15 protein-coding genes and 3 pseudogenes are annotated in these 17,673 nt (G+C 67.5%); 5 read left to right on the top strand and 13 right to left on the bottom strand.

Annotation, left to right across the window (positions count from 1 at the left end; genetic code table 11):
* Positions 1 to 36 precede the first annotated feature (36 nt).
* The 9 genes and pseudogenes from pheT to ASD25_RS15910 all read right to left on the bottom strand — a co-directional run bounded on the left by pheT (position 37) and on the right by ASD25_RS15910 (position 8,265).
* Positions 37 to 2,445, bottom strand: coding sequence for a phenylalanine--tRNA ligase subunit beta (gene pheT, locus ASD25_RS15870; protein WP_056618706.1), 2,409 nt, complete (start codon positions 2,443 to 2,445; stop codon positions 37 to 39).
* Positions 2,442 to 2,843 (bottom strand): hypothetical protein, encoded by a 402-nt coding sequence (locus tag ASD25_RS15875; RefSeq protein ID WP_056618710.1) that lies wholly within the window; start codon positions 2,841 to 2,843, stop codon positions 2,442 to 2,444. The genes pheT and ASD25_RS15875 overlap by 4 nt, the downstream gene beginning before the upstream one ends.
* The gene (locus ASD25_RS15880) at positions 2,843 to 3,217 is read right to left on the bottom strand and encodes a hypothetical protein (protein WP_156389340.1); all 375 of its coding nucleotides are present in this window, start codon (positions 3,215 to 3,217) and stop codon (positions 2,843 to 2,845) included. The genes ASD25_RS15875 and ASD25_RS15880 overlap by 1 nt, the downstream gene beginning before the upstream one ends.
* 26 nt (positions 3,218 to 3,243) lie before the next feature.
* A pseudogene (locus tag ASD25_RS15885) lies at positions 3,244 to 4,415 on the bottom strand (phenylalanine--tRNA ligase subunit alpha).
* 87 nt (positions 4,416 to 4,502) lie between these two features.
* Positions 4,503 to 4,862 (bottom strand): 50S ribosomal protein L20, encoded by a 360-nt coding sequence (gene rplT, locus ASD25_RS15890; protein WP_056618716.1) that lies wholly within the window; start codon positions 4,860 to 4,862, stop codon positions 4,503 to 4,505.
* Between the two features lie 53 nt (positions 4,863 to 4,915).
* Positions 4,916 to 5,113: a 50S ribosomal protein L35 gene (gene rpmI, locus ASD25_RS15895; RefSeq protein WP_003166435.1), complete on the bottom strand. Its 198-nt coding sequence runs from the start codon at positions 5,111 to 5,113 to the stop codon at positions 4,916 to 4,918.
* A gap of 159 nt (positions 5,114 to 5,272) precedes the next feature.
* On the bottom strand, positions 5,273 to 6,574 hold the full coding sequence (locus ASD25_RS15900) for an MFS transporter (RefSeq protein WP_056618718.1): 1,302 nt from the start codon (positions 6,572 to 6,574) through the stop codon (positions 5,273 to 5,275).
* 86 nt (positions 6,575 to 6,660) lie between these two features.
* Positions 6,661 to 7,169 (bottom strand): annotated as a pseudogene (gene infC, locus ASD25_RS15905) (translation initiation factor IF-3).
* Positions 7,170 to 7,293: 124 nt separating this feature from the next.
* On the bottom strand, positions 7,294 to 8,265 hold the full coding sequence (locus ASD25_RS15910; protein WP_056618724.1) for a glycosyltransferase family 9 protein: 972 nt from the start codon (positions 8,263 to 8,265) through the stop codon (positions 7,294 to 7,296).
* Between the two features lie 69 nt (positions 8,266 to 8,334).
* Here ASD25_RS15910 and ASD25_RS15915 point away from each other — a divergent pair, with 69 nt between their 5' ends.
* The gene (locus ASD25_RS15915; RefSeq protein ID WP_056618727.1) at positions 8,335 to 9,078 is read left to right on the top strand and encodes an alpha/beta fold hydrolase; all 744 of its coding nucleotides are present in this window, start codon (positions 8,335 to 8,337) and stop codon (positions 9,076 to 9,078) included.
* Positions 9,079 to 9,113: 35 nt separating this feature from the next.
* The gene (locus ASD25_RS15920) at positions 9,114 to 9,347 is read left to right on the top strand and encodes a hypothetical protein (RefSeq protein ID WP_056618731.1); all 234 of its coding nucleotides are present in this window, start codon (positions 9,114 to 9,116) and stop codon (positions 9,345 to 9,347) included.
* On the opposite strand, the gene galU is transcribed toward ASD25_RS15920, so the two are convergent.
* The gene (gene galU, locus ASD25_RS15925; RefSeq protein WP_056618734.1) at positions 9,344 to 10,222 is read right to left on the bottom strand and encodes a UTP--glucose-1-phosphate uridylyltransferase GalU; all 879 of its coding nucleotides are present in this window, start codon (positions 10,220 to 10,222) and stop codon (positions 9,344 to 9,346) included. The two genes, ASD25_RS15920 and galU, sit on opposite strands and share 4 nt — an antisense overlap.
* 55 nt (positions 10,223 to 10,277) lie before the next feature.
* A complete protein-coding gene (gene glmS / locus ASD25_RS15930; protein WP_056618737.1) occupies positions 10,278 to 12,092 on the bottom strand; it encodes a glutamine--fructose-6-phosphate transaminase (isomerizing) in 1,815 nt (604 codons plus the stop codon).
* A 167-nt stretch (positions 12,093 to 12,259) separates the two neighbouring features.
* Between glmS and glmM the strand changes: the two genes are divergently transcribed.
* Complete coding sequence (gene glmM, locus ASD25_RS15935; protein WP_056618740.1) at positions 12,260 to 13,609, top strand: phosphoglucosamine mutase; 1,350 nt, start codon at positions 12,260 to 12,262, stop codon at positions 13,607 to 13,609.
* On the opposite strand, the gene ASD25_RS15940 is transcribed toward glmM, so the two are convergent.
* Positions 13,606 to 14,928 carry an FAD/NAD(P)-binding protein gene (locus ASD25_RS15940; protein ID WP_056618743.1) on the bottom strand — a complete coding sequence of 441 codons (1,323 nt, stop codon included), beginning with the start codon at positions 14,926 to 14,928 and terminating at the stop codon, positions 13,606 to 13,608. The genes glmM and ASD25_RS15940 overlap by 4 nt on opposite strands.
* Before the next feature lie 5 nt (positions 14,929 to 14,933).
* The gene (locus ASD25_RS15945) at positions 14,934 to 16,112 is read right to left on the bottom strand and encodes an acetyl-CoA C-acetyltransferase (protein ID WP_056618746.1); all 1,179 of its coding nucleotides are present in this window, start codon (positions 16,110 to 16,112) and stop codon (positions 14,934 to 14,936) included.
* Between the two features lie 214 nt (positions 16,113 to 16,326).
* Here ASD25_RS15945 and ASD25_RS15950 point away from each other — a divergent pair.
* Both ASD25_RS15950 and phaR read left to right on the top strand, forming a co-directional pair.
* Positions 16,327 to 17,028 (top strand): annotated as a pseudogene (locus ASD25_RS15950) (hemolysin III family protein); the annotation flags it as partial.
* Positions 17,029 to 17,064: 36 nt separating this feature from the next.
* Complete coding sequence (gene phaR, locus ASD25_RS15955) at positions 17,065 to 17,673, top strand: polyhydroxyalkanoate synthesis repressor PhaR (RefSeq protein ID WP_082572500.1); 609 nt, start codon at positions 17,065 to 17,067, stop codon at positions 17,671 to 17,673.

Here is a 17,673-nt window from a genome sequence, read left to right on the forward strand (position 1 = left end):
CGGCAAGGTTAACGAGAGATTGCCGACCCCGCCGACCTATGTCCGCAGCGTTGCGCCCAACTTGCCCGCCGCCGCGACGATGCGCGCCGAAAGGGCCTCGATTTCGGCTTCTGTCAGGGTCGCTTCGACCGGCTGGATGACGACTTCCAGCGCCACCGACTTCATGCCCTCGGGCACGCCGGCGCCGCGGTAGACGTCGAACACCCGGATATCGGCTATCAGGGCCTTGTCGGCCCCGGCCACCGCGCGGGTCAGGTCGCCGACCGCTTTGGCGTCCTCGACAACGAAGGCGAAGTCGCGGGTCAGGGGCATCAGATTGGCGAGGTTGGCGGGGCCGCGCGCCTTAGACTTCGCGCCGCGCGGTTCGGGGACCGCGTCCAGCACGACCTCGAAGGCCAGCATCGGTCCGTCGGCGTTCAGCGCCTTGAGCACGCGCGGATGCAGGGCGCCGAACTCGACCATGACGGTCTTCGGACCCAGTTGCAGGCGCGCCGAGCGGCCGGGATGCCACCAGTCGCGGTTCTGACCCTGCGTCAGTTGCAGGGAGCCCACGGGCGCGCCGAGCTCTTCCAGCAGCGCCAACAGGTCGCCCTTGAGGCCGAACAGGGCGTCGTCGGCCCCGCCGCCCCAGTGACGCGCGGACCGGGGCGCGACCAACCCGGCGATGACGGTGCGCTGACCGGTCGGGCTGTCGTCCAGATAGATGGGGCCGATCTCGAACAGGGCGGCGTCGGCATGGCCGCGCGCGGCGTTGCGGGCGGCGGCCTGGATCAGGTTGGGCAGAACCGAGGGCCGCATGCAGTCCAGATCGGCCGCGATGGGGTTCTCCACCAGCAGCCGGTCATCGCCGCCGCCGAACAAGGCCGCGGTCGACTGTTTGGTGAAGGACCAGGTGACGGCCTCGGCATAGCCCATGGCGGCCAGGGCGCGGCGCGCGCGGCGGACGCGGGCCTGACGCGGGTTCAGGACCCCGCGCGAGGGCGCGCCCTGATCGGGCAGCGGGGTCGAGGGCAGGTCGTCGAAGCCCTGGATGCGCGCGACCTCTTCCACCAGATCGGCGGGGCCCTCGACATCGCGACGCCACGACGGCGGCGTCACGGTCCAGGAGGCGCCACGCGCAATCTCGAAGCCCAGTCGTGTCAGGATTTCGGCGATCCGGTCGTCCTCGAGCGACAGGCCGGTCAGCTGGCCGACACGGGCCGGATCGAAGGCGAAGGGCGCGGGATTGGCCAAGGCCTGCCCGGCTACCACGACCTCGGACGGCTCCCCGCCGCACAGGTCCATGATCAGGCGGGTGGCCAGCTCAAGGCCCGGAACCATGAAGGCCGGGTCGACGCCGCGCGCGAACCGGTACTGGGCGTCGGAGCTGATCGTCAGGACGCGGCCGGTCTGGGCCGTGACGATGGGGTCGAACCAGGCGCTTTCGAGGAAGACGTCGACGGTGTCGTCCGAACACCCGGTCGACTCGCCGCCCATAATGCCGCCGAGGCCGATGGGGCGTTCGCCGGCGGCGTCGGCGATGACGCACATCGCCGGGTCGATCGTGTAGGTTTTGCCGTCCAGGGCGATCAGGTGCTCGTGCTCGCCGCTGTCTTTCGCGACCTGTCCGCCACGCACCACGATCTCGCCGCCGACCAGTTTGGCGGCGTCATAGACGTGCAGAGGCCGGCAGCGGTCGTAGGCGATCAGGTTGGTGACATCGACCAGCCGGTTGATCGAACGCAGGCCGATGGCCGTCAGCCGCTGCTGCAGCCAGTCAGGCGAGGGACCGTTCTTCACGCCGCGGATCATCCGCCCGGAGAAGGTCGGGCACAGCTCGGGCGCCTCGATGCGCACGGTGATAGGCGAGGGATAGCTTCCGGCCACCGGAACCACCGACGGCGTCTTCAACTGGCCCAGGCTGGCCGCCGCGAGATCGCGGGCGATGCCGGCCACGCCCAGCCAGTCAGGCCGGTTCGGGGTGACCTCGAAATCGATGACAGGCTCGGCCCCGAACACCCCGGCCGCCGGGGTCCCGACCGTCAGGTCGTCCGCCAGTTCCAGAATGCCGTCGCTCTCGTCGGCCAGTTCCAGCTCGGACGCGGAACACAACATGCCGTTCGAGACCACGCCGCGCACCGGCTTCTCGACCAGGGTCACGCCCAGTCCGGGCACGAAGGCGCCGATGGGCGCATAGATGGTGGTCAGACCCGCGCGGGCGTTCGGCGCGCCGCAGACGATCTCCTTCATCCCGTCGACGGTCTCGACCTGACAGACCTGCAGGCGATCGGCGTTGGGATGGCGTTCGGCCGAGACGATCCGGGCCACCGTGAAGGGGGCGAGCGCCGCGATCGGATCGTGGACCTCCTCCACCTCCAGCCCCGCCATGGTCATGGCGTCGGCCACGGCCGCGATGTCGGCGTCCGTGTCGAGGTGTTCCTTCAGCCAGGAGAGGGTGAATTTCACGTCGCGCTCCCGGCGACCGGTATGGAGGCCAGCTCGTTCAGAATGGACTCCGGTCCCGTGAAGCTGACGTAGATGAAGGCGCAGTTGTCGAACTGGCAGTCCCGCATCGGAATCGTGCCGAGGGCGCGTTGGCCCATGGGCTTGAGAAGCAGGTTCCGCATGTCGCCGGCGCTGTCGCCGAAATTGGTGTCCCTGAAGGTCACGCCGGTGGAGATCAGCAGGGTCGCGGGCCCCTGAAGGCGGCAGTTGCGGAACGTCCGGCCCTGGATGAGCCCGGGCTGGATGCCGCCCACCACGGCGACGTAGAGGTCCAGCAGATTGATGTCCGCATCCTCGAAATGCGTCACGGTCAGATCGGGCGCGAGGCGCGCCGGACGGTCGATGGGAACATAGGCCATCAGCCGGCGAGCCCCTTCAGGCTCTTGCCCATGTCTTGCAGAAACTTCGGCGATCCGGTGTAGGCGACTTCCACGAAGCGGCAGCGCACGAAACGGCAATCCTCCAGCCCGATAGCTCCGACAAGATGCGGGCCCTGGGGCGCGAACAACATGGATCGGGGATCGCTGGCCGCGCCCATCGTGCAACCGTCGAAGGTCGTGCCCTTCAATACCGCCACCAACGCCGGCCCCTGGATGACGCAGTCGGTGAAAGTCTTGCCGCGCACCACGGGCTCACCCGCGTTCAGCAGATGCATGGCCAGCAGGGGCAGCCACACGCCCTCCTTCTCGAACGTGTCGCGGGCGGCGATTTCCCGGCCGAAGGCCTCGGACATTACGTCGGTCATGACAGGGTTCTCTATCAGCTGAGGCCGGAGGCCGGATTGGGCGCGGCGAAGGCGGAGAAGCCGTAGTGCGCCAGCCAGCGCGTATCGGCCTCGAACATGGGGCGAAGGTCGGGGATGCCGTATTTCAGCATGGCCAGGCGATCCACGCCCATGCCGAAGGCGAAGCCCTGGTATTCGTCGGGGTCGATGCCGCAGTTGCGCAGCACGTTCGGGTGAACCATCCCGCAGCCGAGGATCTCCATCCAGCTGTCGCCGGTATTCAGCTTCAGCTCGCCGCCCGAGCGGTCGCAGCGGATGTCCATCTCGGCCGACGGCTCGGTGAACGGGAAATGGTGCGGGCGGAAGCGGGCGTCGACGCCGTCCACCTCGAAGAAGCGGGGTCGCAGCGGATGTCCATCTCGGCCGACGGCTCGGTGAACGGGAAATGGTGCGGGCGGAAGCGGGCGTCGACGCCGTCCACCTCGAAGAAGCGGGCGACGAAGGTTTCCAGCGTCCACTTCAGGTGGCCCATGTGTATGTCGCGGTCGATGACCAGCCCCTCGACCTGATGGAACATCGGCGTGTGGGTGGCGTCGGAGTCCTTACGGAAGGTCCGGCCCGGCGCGATGATCCGGATCGGCGGCTTCTGCGTCATCATCGTCCGCACCTGCACCGGGCTGGTGTGGGTGCGCAGAACCTTGCGCTCGCCGGTCTCGGGATGGGGCTTGAGGAAGAAGGTGTCGTGCATTTCCCGCGCCGGATGTTTGGGCGGGAAGTTCAGGGCCGTGAAATTGTGGAAGTCGTCCTCGATGTCCGGACCTTCGGCGACGGCGAAACCCATGTCGGCGAACAGGGCGATCATCTCATCCATCACCTGCATGGTCGGATGCACCGAGCCCTTGCGGCGCGGGCGGGCCGGCAGGGTCAGATCGATGCGCTCGGCCTGCAGGCGAATCTCCAGTTCGGCGGCTTCCAGTTCGGCCTTGCGGGCGGCCAGGGCCGACGACACCCGGTCGCGCAGGCCATTGATGATGGGCCCCTGCTCACGCCGTTCATCCGGGCTGAGGGCGCCCATGCCCTTCAGCAGGCCGGAAATGGAGCCGGACTTGCCCAGCGCCGCCACGCGCAGATCCTCGACCGCCGCGGCGGTCTCCGCCGAGCCGATGGCGTTGATGAGGTCGAGTTCGAGTCTGGCGAGGTCGGTCATGTCGGCTTCGTCTAGCGGTTGGAGCGCAAAGCAAAAAGCCCCCCGGCGCGAACCGGAGGGCTTTTGCGTTTCCGTGGCCGGAAAAGCTTAGGCGGCCTTCAGCGCGTCGCGGACCTTGTCGGCGATGGCTTTAAAGGCGCCCTCGTCGGCGGCCATCGAGGCCAGGACCTTGCGGTCCAGTTCGATGCCGGCTTCGCCGAGGCCGTGGATGAACTGCGAATAGGTGAAGCCTTCCAGACGGGCGGCGGCGTTGATGCGCTGGATCCACAGGGCGCGGAACGAACGCTTCTTGTTGCGGCGGTCGCGGTAGGCGTATTGCCCGGCGCGATCGACGGCGGCCTTGGCCGTGCGGATGGTGTTCTTGCGGCGGCCGTAGAAACCCTTGGCCTGCTTGAGAACCTTCTTGTGCTTGGCGTGGGACGTTACGCCCCGTTTGACGCGAGCCATGTCGCTATCCTTTCAAATTCAGTGTGGAGATCAGTTCGAACAGCGCGCGCCGATCAGGCGTACGGCATGTAGGATTTGATCTTCTTGGCGTCGGCGTCGGCCATGACCGAGGTGCCGCGGTTCTGGCGGATGTATTTGCTGTTGTGGCTGATCAAGCGGTGACGCTTGCCCGCAACGCCGGCTTTCACCTTGCCAGTGGCCGTGAATTTGAAGCGCTTCTTGGCGCCCGACTTCGTCTTAAGTTTCGGCATTTTCACTCTCTTTTTGAGTGGGTTACTTTCCCGTCGGACCTTTTGAGCCCTCAGATCTGAAACCCTGATGAGAACTGCCCAGGCATGCCTGTTCGCCCGGCAGTTCGGTACGCGAAGGCGCGGCTTCTAGGCTGTCCGGCGCTCAAACGCAAGCGGAGTCTAGCGGACGGCCTCAGGAACGGCCGCTTCAGCAGCCTGTCCGCGCCGGAGCGCGCGGCCTGCGTTGATGGCCATGACCGCCGCCGGAACCGTCAGGGCGGCGCCGACCAGGAAAGGCCAGTCGTGACCGACGCCGGAGAACAGCGCCCCGGCGAACATCGGCCCGAAGATCCGCGCGATTGAGCCTGAGGCCATGTTCAGCCCCAGCATGGCCCCTTGCCGGTCCGGCGGGGTGGCGCGGCTGATCATGGCCGAGATGTTCGGCATGGCCATCGACATGCCGCAGGCGCCGACCGCCATAATGATCGGAATGCTCCAGCCCTGAACGATCGGCAGGGTGATGGTGCCGAGGTCGAGCGTAAGGGCCGGGAACCAGGCGACAGGCGCAAGCACCTGAGCGATCAGCGAGACGCCGAAAAGCAGCATCCCCGTCGCCAGCACGCGGGTCTCCCCAAAGCGGCGCGCCAGCCGCCCGGTCAGGATTCCCTGATTCACCGCCGAGACGATACCCACGACCATGAAGCTGAGACCCACCTCGCGCGCGCCCCAAGCGTAGCGGCTCTCGGCCCACAGGCCGAAGACGCTCTCCATCGCGGAGAAGCCGGCCATGTAGATCAGGGTCACCAACAGTACGCGGGACACGACCGGATTGGCCTGCGCGTCCTTGAGGCCCGCGAGGAATGCGGGACGCGGTGCGGCCGGATCGGCCTTCGCCCGGCTCTCTTTCAGGAATACGACCACCCCGACCGCGGCCAGAACAGCCAGCCCCGAGGCCACGAAGATCGGCAGCTGATAGCCGAGGTGGCCCAGCCGCGGCTGGGTCAGGATGCCGCCCAGTCCGGGTCCGACGATGAAGCCGAGACCGAAGGCGGCGCCGATCATGCCCATGCGGCCCGCGCGCTCCGCGGGCGGCGTGACGTCGGCGACATAGCCCTGGACCGTCGAGATGTTCCCGGCCCCGAGCCCGGTGAACAACCGCACCGCGATGGCCAGCCAGATGTTGGGCACGAAGGCCAGCGCCAGATAGCCGACGGCGTTGGCGATCAGGGTCATCAGCAGGACCGGCTTTCGCCCGATCCGGTCCGACAACCGGCCCCAGAAGGGCTCGGCGAAAAACTGGCCCAGCGAATAGGCCGAGAACATCAGGGTGATCTGCCAGGCCTCGGCGTCGAGGGTCTGGGCGAAGAAGGGCAGCAGGGGCACTACCAGCCCGAAGCCGACCAGATTGATGAAGACGGTCAGGAACAGCACCATCAGGGCCGGCGCCCGGGGCTTCACGTACGACGGCTCGCTCTGGCTCATGGTCCAGCCTTAGCCTGTCGCGGCGGATACGAAAACGCCCCGGCCGTTTCCGGTCGGGGCGTCCTGCAATCCTGAAATCTTCGGGCCTATTTCGGCGCGAGGATCATGATCATCTGGCGGCCTTCCATACGCGGCGCGTATTCGACCTTGGCGATCTCGTCGAAGTCGGCCTGGACCTTGTTCAACAGCTTCATGCCCAGTTCGGGGTGGGCCATCTCGCGGCCGCGGAAGCGCAGCGTCACCTTGACCTTGTCACCCTCGTCGAAGAAGCGGTGCATGGCCTTGGCCTTCACCTCATAGTCGTGGGTGTCGATGTTCGGACGGAGCTTGATCTCTTTCAGCTCGACGACCTTCTGGCGTTTGCGCGCCTCGGCCTTCTTCTTCTGCTCCTGGAAGCGGAATTTGCCGTAGTCCAGAATCTTGCAGACCGGGGGCTCGGACGTCGAGACGATCTGAACCAGATCCATGCCGGCCTCTTCGGCGGCTTCCAGCGCGGCGGACGTCGGCATGACGCCCTGTTTCTCGCCGTTCTGATGCGCGGCGCGCGGATATCCTGGTTCATGGGGGGCCCGTCCTTGACGGGCGGCTGGTTCATCGGACGGCGAATGAGCGTCGGTTCCTTGCGTGGAAGAAAAAGCGGAGTTCTGACAGGACAGAGTACGCGACGGTTCGCCGCGTTCCCCTCCAGCGGCCCTATATGACCGCGAAAGCCCTTCTCTTCAAGGTTTGGCGGGCTTAGAGGCGCCGATGAAGGCTGTATGGAGGTCGATCACGGCGTCGAAGACACGTTCGGTAGTCAGCGCCTCGATCGGCGCGAACTCGCCGCGGGTCTCATTGGAGGCGGCGGTTCGGGTCTTGGGACCCCACGGTCCGTACAGCCACCACTCGGTCGGACCGAACAGGCCCAGCGTGGGTCGGCCAGCTGCGGCCGCCACATGCATCAGGCCGGAATCGTTGCCGACGAACAGCGCAGCACGGTCGATGGCGGCGGCCGAAGCCAGAATGTCGCCCTTGCCGACGAAGTCGATGCCGCGCTCTCCCGCCGCTGCGAGGGCGGGCGCCGCCGGCGGGTGATCGCCCGGCCCGCCGACCAGCATGAAGCGCCAGCCGTCGAACCGGGCGTCGGCCTTGAGCATCTCGACCAGCCCGGCCCAGCGATCCGCGGGCCAGCTCTTGCCCGGCTGATGCGCAATCGGAGCCATAGCGATGATGGGGCCCGGCGCCGGCGCGAGTTGGGGATCGATCACGGCGGCGGCCTCGGCCCGCGCCTGATCGTCGAGGAAGATTTCCGGGTCCAGCGAGGCAGCGGCGCCCATCAGCCGCGACACCATCTCGACCTTGCGCACCCCGGTCTCCCACGACCGGTTGTAGACCACGCGGCGCTTTGCCGGGATCAGATAGCTGAGCGCCGAGCCGCGGATGTCGATGACCAGATCCCAGCGGGTCGTGACCGCCTGCTTCCACAGGTCGACCCAGTGTCCGGCGAACTTCCGCTTGTCGAGGATGATGACTTCTTCGACCCCGGGCGCGGCGCGGAACAGGGGCGCGGGGGGACGGCCGCTGGCGACGGTGATCCGGGCGCCCGGGAGCTGGCGGCCGATCTCGCGGATCACGCCTGACGAGATGACGCAGTCCCCGATCCGGTTGGAGGTGACGAACAGAACCTTGGGGGCGGTCTTCGGATCGGGCACGCGCTTTGGCCTTCGCTAGGTATCCCGGGTTCGCTATCAGTCCGCGACGGTTTTCGCGAGAGGCGGGTCATGAGCGACGGCATTCAGCGGCTGCAACGCCCGGACGGCGAGAGCCTCGCCTTCCGGCGGATCGAGGGGGACGGCCCGACGGTGGTCTGGGTTGGCGGCTTCCGCTCGGACATGGAAGGAACCAAGGCCCTGGCGCTGGACGCGGCGGCGCGGGGGCGGGGCTGGAACTACGTCCGCTACGATCATTTCGCCCACGGCCGGTCGAGCGGAGACTGGCGGCAGGCGACCATCGGCCGCTGGCGCGAGGACGCCATCGCCCTGATCGACAGCCTCGAAGGTCCAGTGATTCCGGTGGGATCATCGATGGGTGGGTGGGTCGCGCTGCTGCTCACCTTGACGCGGCCCGAGCGGATGGCGGGGCTGGTGCTGGTCAACCCGGCGCAGGATTTCACCGAGCGGCTGATGTGGCCCGGCCTGGCTGACCACGAGCGTCAGGCGATCCTCCGCGAGGGCGAGACGCTCATCGTCGAGGAGGGGCTGGGCGAATACGTCCTGACGCGCCGGATGTTCGAGGAGGCGCGTGACTGGCTGGTGCTGGACGCCGCGATTCCGGTCGGTGCGCCGGTCCATATCCTTCAGGGGCGTGCGGACGACGTGGTGCCGTGGACGCACGCGATCCGTCTGGTTGAGCGTCTCACGGGCGGCGACGTCCGGCTGGACCTGGTCGAGGGCGGCGATCACCGGCTGTCCAGCCCGACCGACCTCTCCCGCCTGATCGAAGCGATTGAACGGATGCGTGGTTGAGCGCTTAATCAGGATGCATCGCAAGGAGGTTTCCCATGCGCATCCTGATCCTCACGCCCGCCCTGCTTCTGTTCGCCGTCTCTGGCTGCGCGCCCACGACGGGTCCTAGCAACTACGACACTGAAATGAGGCGTCTGTCGGAAACTTGCGCCGCACAGGGCGGCGTCCTGTCGCCGACCCGATACCAGACCGGTCGGCCCCAGACGGAGAACGTCTGCAAGATCACCGGCGGAGCGTCGCGTTTGCCGAGAGGCGACCAGCCTCGCTAGAGAAGCGCGGCGATTGCTGCGCGGGCGGCCTCGCCGAGGTCCGGCCGTTTCAGCGCCAGGGCGACATTGGCGCGCAGCAGGCCGATCTTGTCGCCGCAGTCGTGGGTGACGCCGTCGTATTCGACGGCGGTGAACGCCTGGTCCTTCATCAGCCGCGCCATGCCGTCGGTCAGCTGGATCTCGCCGCCGGCGCCGCGGGGCTGGTTTTCCAGGATGCCGAAGATTTCCGGCTGCAGGATATAGCGGCCCGAGATCGAAAGGTTGGAGGGCGCCTCGCCGCGGGGAGGCTTTTCGACCATCCCCTTCATGCGGATGTGGCGGCCGTCCCGGTTTTCGGGGTCGACGATCCCGTATTTGTGCGTCTCGGTCTCGGGCACCGCCTCGACGCCAATGACGTTGCCCCCAACCTCGGCATAGACGTCAGCCAGCTGTTTTAGGGCGCCGGGCTGGGAATCCACGATCACATCGGGCAGCAGCACGGCGAACGGCTCGTCCCCGATGATGTCCCGCGCGCACCAGACCGCATGACCCAGACCCAGCGGCTGCATCTGACGCGTGAAGCTCATCTCGCCGGCGCTGGCCAGTTCGGCGTTCATCATGTCCAGGATGTCGGTCTTGCCCTTGGCCAGAAGCTGGGCCTCGAGTTCGATCTGGTGATCGAAATAGTCCTCGATCGCGCCCTTGGACCGCCCGGTGACGAAGACGATGTGCTCGATCCCGGCCTCGCGCGCCTCTTCCACGATGTAACTCAGGATTGGCCGGTCGACGACGTTCAGCAGTTCCTTGGGCGTGGTCTTGGTTCCGGGCAGGACCCGGGTTCCCAGACCGGCGACGGGGAGAACGGCCTTGCGCAGGCGGCGGCTGTGGGCAGTCATGCGGAATCCTGAAAGGCGAGGTCGGGCAGCCTAACGCATTCGCGGCCGGAAGCGATCACTCGACGGTGACGGACTTGGCCAGATTACGCGGCTGGTCCACGTCCGTGCCCTTCTGGACGGCCGTGTAATAGGCCAGCAACTGCACCGGAATGGCGTAGATCAGGGGCGCGATCAGGGAGTGGCACTCCGGTGCGTCGACACGGCGAATGCCGGCGCCGTGCGGATCGGGCGCGGACTTCGGCGCGATCATGATCACCGGTCCGCCCCGCGCGGCGACTTCCTGGAGGTTGGAGGCGGTCTTCTCGAACACCTCGTCCAGCGGGGCGAGGGCCACGATCGGGGTCAGTTCGTCGACCAGGGCGATCGGCCCGTGCTTCAGCTCGCCGGCGGCATAGCCCTCGGCGTGGATGTAGCTGATCTCCTTCAGCTTCAGCGCGCCTTCCATGGCCAGCGGGAACATGGCGCCCCGCCCCAGGAACAGGACGTCGGTGGCCTTGGCGATGTCGTGGGCGACGGCCTTCAGGTCGTCTTCCATGCCCATGGCCTCGGCGATCAGGCGCGGCGCCTCGAACAGGGCCTTGACCAGTTCGGCCTCGCGCACGGCGTCGATGTGGCCGCGTTGGACGCCGGCCGCGACAGCGAGGGCCAGCAGGGCCGCGACCTGGGCGGTGAAGGCCTTGGTCGAGGCGACGCCGATCTCGGGGCCTGCGTGGGTCGGCCACAGATGCCCAGCCTCGCGCGCCATGGAGGAGGAATGCACATTGACCAGAGCGGCAGTCTTCAGCCCCTTGGCTTTGCACCACGACAGGCTGGCGAGGGTGTCGGCGGTCTCGCCCGACTGGCTGACCGCGACGGCCAGCGTCCCGGGCGTGAGGGCCGGATTGCGGTAGCGGAACTCGGAGGCAATCTCGACGTCGCAGGGCAGGTTTGCCAGCTTCTCGAAGGCGTAGCGGCCAATCTGGCCGGCGTAGAAGGCGGTCCCGCAGGCGACGATCTGAATCCGGTCGATGGCGGCGAAATCGGCGGAGTCCGTCTTGGTCTTGCCGTTCACGAAGTCGAGGTAGTGCGACAGGGTGTGCTGGACACTGTCGGGCTGCTCATGGATTTCCTTCTCCATGAAGTGCCGGTACTCGCCCTTCTCGACGAGCGCCGACGAGGCGGAAACCTGCACGATCGGCCGTTCCACGGCATTGCCGCCCACGTCGAACATGCGCGCGCCGTTCCGGTCGACGCCGACATAGTCGCCCTCTTCCAGATAGCTGATCTTCTGGGTGAAGGGTCCGACCGCCAGGGCGTCCGAGCCCAGGTACATCTCGCCCTCGCCCCAGCCGACCACCAGTGGACTGCCGCGCCGGGCGCCGAGGATCAGCCCGTCCTCACCCTCGATCAGCACCGCCAGCGCATAGGCGCCGGTCAGCCGGTCCAGCACGGTCTTGAAGGCGACCAGCGGATCATTGGCGCGGTCGAGTTCACGGTCCAGCAGATGGGCGACGACCTCGGTGTCGGTCTGGCTTTCGAACACGTGACCGTCCGCGGCCAGTTCGGCCTTCAGCTCGGCGAAATTCTCGATGATGCCGTTGTGGACCAGCACGACGCGGCCCGCCTTGTGCGGGTGGGCGTTGGCGGTCGTGGGCGCGCCATGCGTAGCCCAGCGTGTGTGACCGATGCCGATCGTGGCCTTCAGCGGCTCGGCGGCGAGCACCGCCTCCAGCTCGCGAATCTTTCCTTTGGCGCGCCGCCGTTCGATGCGTCCGTCAACGAGAGCGGCTACGCCCGCGGAGTCATAGCCCCGGTATTCCAGCCGCTTCAGGCTGTCGATCAAACGGGGAACCGCCGGGCCGACGCCCGTCACACCGATGATGCCGCACATGGATTAAGTCCCTCGGAAGTCTGCCTTTCCACGCTTTGCGCGCGGACGGGTAACGGTCTAAGCCGGGCCCGGCTGTTTGGCGCCGATGTAGGCGACAGGCGCCCCGATTTGCACCTAAAAAGCGGTTTCGCAAGGTTTCTGCGACCGCGACGAGAGGAAGACGACCCTTGGGCGAGAGACGCTATTTCGGCACAGACGGCATCCGCGGACGCGCCAACACCCATCCCATGACGCCCGAAGTGGCCCTCCGGGTCGGGCTGGCGGCGGGGCGGATGTTCATGTCGTCCGATGACCGACGGCACCTTGTGGTGATCGGCAAGGACACCCGGCTGTCGGGTTATATGATCGAGCCGGCGCTGGTCGCGGGCTTCGCCTCCGCCGGCATGGACGTGCTGACCTTCGGGCCGCTGCCGACGCCGGGCGTGGCCATGATGACCCGGTCGATGCGGGCCGACATCGGGGTGATGATCTCGGCCTCGCACAACGCCTATCTCGACAACGGCATCAAACTGTTCGGCCCCGACGGCTACAAGCTGTCGGACGAGGTCGAGCTGAAGATCGAATCCATGATGGACGAAGCGCTGGACGCCGGCCTCGCCCCGCCGGACCAGCTGGGCCGGGTCAAGCGGATCGACGACAGCCAGGCCCGCTATATCGAGATCGCCAAGGCCAGCTTCCCCAAGGGTCTGAGCCTGCAAGGCCTGCGCATCGCGATCGATTGCGCCAACGGCGCCGGCTACAAGGTGGCGCCGACAACGCTGTACGAACTGGGCGCCGAGGTCTTTTCCGTCGGCGTCGAGCCCAACGGCCTGAATATCAACGCCGACTGCGGATCGACCCATCCGCAAGCCCTGGCGGAGGCGGTCAGGCGTCACAAGGCGCACATCGGCATCGCGCTGGATGGCGACGCGGATCGGGTCATCATCTGCGACGAGAACGGCCAGATCGTCGACGGCGACCAGATCATGACCATGGTGGCCCTCGACTGGGCCAGACGCGGCCTGCTGGTCGGCGGCGGCGTGGTCGCCACCGTCATGTCCAACCTGGGGATGGAGCGCGCCCTGAACGCCGCCGGCCTGACGCTGGAGCGGACGCAGGTTGGCGATCGCTATGTCATGGAACGGATGCGCCAGGGCGGGTTCAACATGGGCGGCGAACAGTCCGGCCACATCATCCTGCACGACTACGCCACCACGGGCGACGGCCTGATGTCGGCGCTGCAGGTGCTCGCGGTTCTGGTCGAGAGCGGCCGCGCCATGAGCGATCTGGCCCGGCAGTTCGAGCCCGTACCGCAAATGCTCGAGAACGTCCGGTTCACGGCCGGCAAGCCGTTGCAGGACGCGGGGGTCAAGGTCGCCATGGCCGCCGCGGAGGCCCGTCTGGACGGGGTCGGGCGGCTGCTGGTTCGGCCTTCGGGCACAGAAAAACTGATCCGCGTCATGGCCGAGGGCGACGACGCCGCGCTGGTGAAGTCCGTGGTGGCCGATGTGGTCGCGGCGGTGAAGGCGGCGGGCTAGGCGCCAAGCGCTTTCGTCAGATCCTCGATACGCTTGCGGATGTCCGGCACGGCGGTTGTCTCCCAGAAGGACGCGAACGCCGGCGGCCCCAGAACGAACAGGCGATCATCCGGCGTGCCGTCAGCCCGGATCGCTCGCCCGTCGGCGGTCAGGTCCAGCCCGAGCCCCAGGGGTTCGAGCCGCACCCGCCCCTCGGCGAGCAAGGCGGCGGTGAGGGGTGTTTGCGCCGCCGCATGCCCCGGCCCCGTACAATCGATCAACCAATCCGCGCTCATGGGCGGCTGCTGCGAGCCGTCTCGCGGTCGCCAGTGGACGGAGACGCGGTCCGTGTCCGCATCGATCCCGCTCACCCGGCCGGCTGAGACGTCGAGGCGGCCCGCGGCCTCAAGGTTGGCCATCGCTTCGTCGATCTCCGGTGGGATCCGGTGACGATGCACGTCCCACCAGGGCCGCAGATGGCGCAGCCAGCGCGCGCGGGTCTTCGGCGCCGCCTCCGTCCAGAGCTGTGTGGTCCGCGGCCGAAGCCCCTCCATCACTCCGCGCCAGCTACCGGTCTCCCCCGCGAGCCGTCGGGCCTCGCGCAGTTGCGCCGACGGCGCCCCTTCGAGCAGTGTGCCGGTCGGCGGCGTCGGCGCGTCGTGGTGTTCGCCGTGCGGGCGCGGCTTCAACCCGCGCCGCGACAACACCCTGATCCGCCCGGTGCGGCCGTTGGCGTCCAGCCAGAGGACCATGTCCACCATGGTCAAGCCGGAGCCGAGGATGATGACCTCGTCGTGCAGGCCGATCTTTTCGAGCGCGCCCGCCGCCCACGGGTCCGGGATGATGCGCCGCGAACCGTTGCGTGCGATCTTCGGCGCCGGATTCCCCGTCGCCAGCACCACGGCGCGCGCCGCGATCCGCCGGCCGTCCGCCAACCTGACCCCATCCGGTTCCACAGCCGCCACCTCCCCGGTGGCCAGTTCGATCCGGCCGGGATGCGCCAGCCGGGCGGCGTTCAGCCGGTGCTGCAGGTATTCGCCGAAATAGCGTCGGGGCGCGAAGCCGTCCGGGTCGGCGCGCCAGCCCGCGCTGGCCCTGAGCCATTCGACAAAATCATCGGGCCGTCCCTCAACCGCGCTCATCCGATTGGCCCGCACATTCAGCAAATGGCCTTCGAAGGGCGTGGAATAGGCCAGCCCCGGCCCGAAGGCGCCCGTCCGGTCGATCAGCACCGAGGGTACGCCGCACTCGGCGAGATGGGCGGCCAGCATCGCGCCCGAAAAGCCGCCGCCGATGATGGCGATGCGACCTTCGGTTTCGGTGCTGTCCGCGCCGGTCATTCGTCTCAGTCCCGCTGGACGCACATGGCGACGCCCATGCCGCCGCCGATGCACAGGGTCGCCAGACCCTTGCTGACCCCGCGCCGCTTCATCTCGTAGAGCAGGGTCGTGAGGATGCGGGCGCCGGACGCGCCGATCGGGTGGCCGATGGCGATGGCTCCGCCGTTGACGTTGACCTTGTCCGGGTCGAGCCCGAGTTCGCGAAGCACGCACAGGCTCTGTGCGGCGAAGGCTTCATTGGATTCGACGAGATCGAGATCGGCGACCCTCCAGCCGGCCTTTTCCAGCGCCTTCTTCGAGGCCGGGATCGGACCGGTGCCCATGACGGCAGGGTCGACGCCTGCGGTGGCCGAAGAGACGATACGAGCGAGCACTTCCAATCCGCGGGCCTTTGCCTCGTCGGCGCTCATCAGCACCAGCGCCGCCGCGCCGTCGTTGAGGCCCGAGGCGTTGGCGGCGGTGACCGAGCCTTCCTTTGTGAAGGCCGGGCGCAGCTTCTCCATGGCCTCAAGGGTCGCGCCGTGGCGGATGAACTCGTCGGTGTCGACGACAACGTCGCCCTTCTTCGAAGCGATGGTCACCGGGGCGATCTCGTCGTCGAAGCGGCCGGCCTTCTGCGCCGCCTCGGCCTTGTGCTGGCTGGCGACGGCGAAGGCGTCCTGATCGGCGCGGCTGATGTCGAATTGCTCGGCGATGTTCTCGGCCGTCTGACCCATGTGGTAGCCGTTGAAGGCGTCCCACAGGCCGTCCTTGATCATGGTGTCGATCAGCGACAGGTCGCCCATCTTCTGGCCCGTGCGCAGGTGCTGGGCGTGCGGGGCCTGGCTCATGCTCTCCTGACCGCCGGCGACGACGATCTTCGCATCGCCGAGGGCGATCTGCTGGGCGCCGATGGCGACGGCGCGCAGGCCGGAGCCGCAGATCTGGTTCAGACTCCAGGCCGCCGTCTCCTTCGGAATGCCGGCACCCATGGCCGCCTGACGGGCCGGGCCCTGCCCGGCCGCGGCCTGAAGCACGTGGCCGAGGATGACCTCGTCGACATCGGCCGCATCCACACCCGCCCGCTCCAGCGCCGCGCGGATGGCGACCTCGCCCAGCTTCGACGCCGGCAGGCTGGACAGACCGCCGAGGAAGGCGCCGACCGGCGTGCGCGCGGCGGAGACGATGACGACGTCGATGGACATTTACGAACCTCTGGAGCGGGTCCGCGCGGGGGAGCGCCGGACCATGAACGAAACCTCTACGACCCATGTGGGCGTCAGGTCTCCCGAAACAAATCGTGGCGTTTCTGCCGCATCCCGACGCCTTCGTCACGTCTGACGGCGCCGTTCACCGCATGGTCACGGGCCAGACCCCATTCTGACGGAACAAACCGGGCCAGAAAGGCTTGATGGGGCCATGCTCTCGAGACTGAAAAACGTGTTCGTCAAGGTCTGCGTGCCCGACGAACTGGATATGGCGGAGCACTACCGCACGTCCGCCGAGAAGACAGCGGACCTGATCGTGCATGTCGTGGGCCTGACCCTGGCTGCGGTCGGGGGGATCGTGCTGGCGGTGCTGGCGGCCCTCTATGTCGGCATCGGGGCCGTGGCGGCGACCGCGACATACGCCCTGTGCCTGATCGCCATGCTGACCGTTTCGACGATCTACAACCAGACCCGCCCGTGCGCCGCACGGCCCATCCTGCGCCGCATGGACGAAGCCGCGATCTTCCTCATGATCGCCGGCAGCTACACCCCCTTCACCACCCAGCGCTTTGAAGGCGCATGGTCGATCGGCTTCACCCTGCTGGTCTGGACCATCGCCATCGCCGGGGTCGGGGCCAAGCTGGTGGCGCCGCGTATTTCCGACGCCTTCTGGAGCGGGGTCTACGCCCTGTTCGGCTGGCTGGCCGTCATCGCGCTGAAGCCGATGATGGAAACCGTTCACCCGATCGCCTTGGGCCTGCTGGTGCTGGGCGGACTGATCTACACCGCCGGCGTGTTCGTCTTCATCAGCCCGAAGGTGAAGTTCCGCCGCGCCATCTGGCACGGGTTCGTCGTCACCGGGGCAACCGTGCACTGGGCGGCGGTGCTGGTGGGCGTCGTCCTGGCTCCGGCCGCCGCGGGCGCGTTGCAACAGGAACGAGGATCGCGCGTGGCTGACAGGAAGTCCGGAGCCGGCGAAACCGTCGTCATCAAGAAATACGCCAACCGCCGCCTCTACAACACGGCGACCTCGGCATACGTGACGCTGGAAGACCTCGCGAAAATGGTGCGCGAGGGGACCGAGTTCGTGGTCTTCGACGCCAAGACCAACGACGACCTGACCCGCCAGATCCTTACCCAGATCATCTTCGAGGAAGAGAGCCGGGGCGAGGCCCTGCTGCCGGTCCAGTTCCTCCGCCAGCTGATCGGCTTCTACGGCGGCCAGATGCAGGGCGTGCTGCCCAGCTATCTGGAGATGTCGCTGGACAATTTCAGTCGCCAGCAGGAGCAGATCCGCGGCCAGTTCTCCAAGGCTTTCGGGGCCGCGCCCGGCGCCGGCCTGATGGAGGTCAAGCGCAACATGGCCATGTTCAGCGACGCCATGAAGATGTGGCCCGGCTTCGGCGCCCTGACGCCCGGCGCGATGGCGGCGGCCTCGGCCGCGAGCAAGTCAGAGCCGGCCCCGGCCGCCGATCCGCTGGAGGACATGCGCCGCCAGATGGATGAAATGCGCAGCCAGCTCGACAAACTGTCCCGGCCTCCCGGCAAGGGCGGCTGA

Source organism: Brevundimonas sp. Root1423, assembly GCF_001426805.1.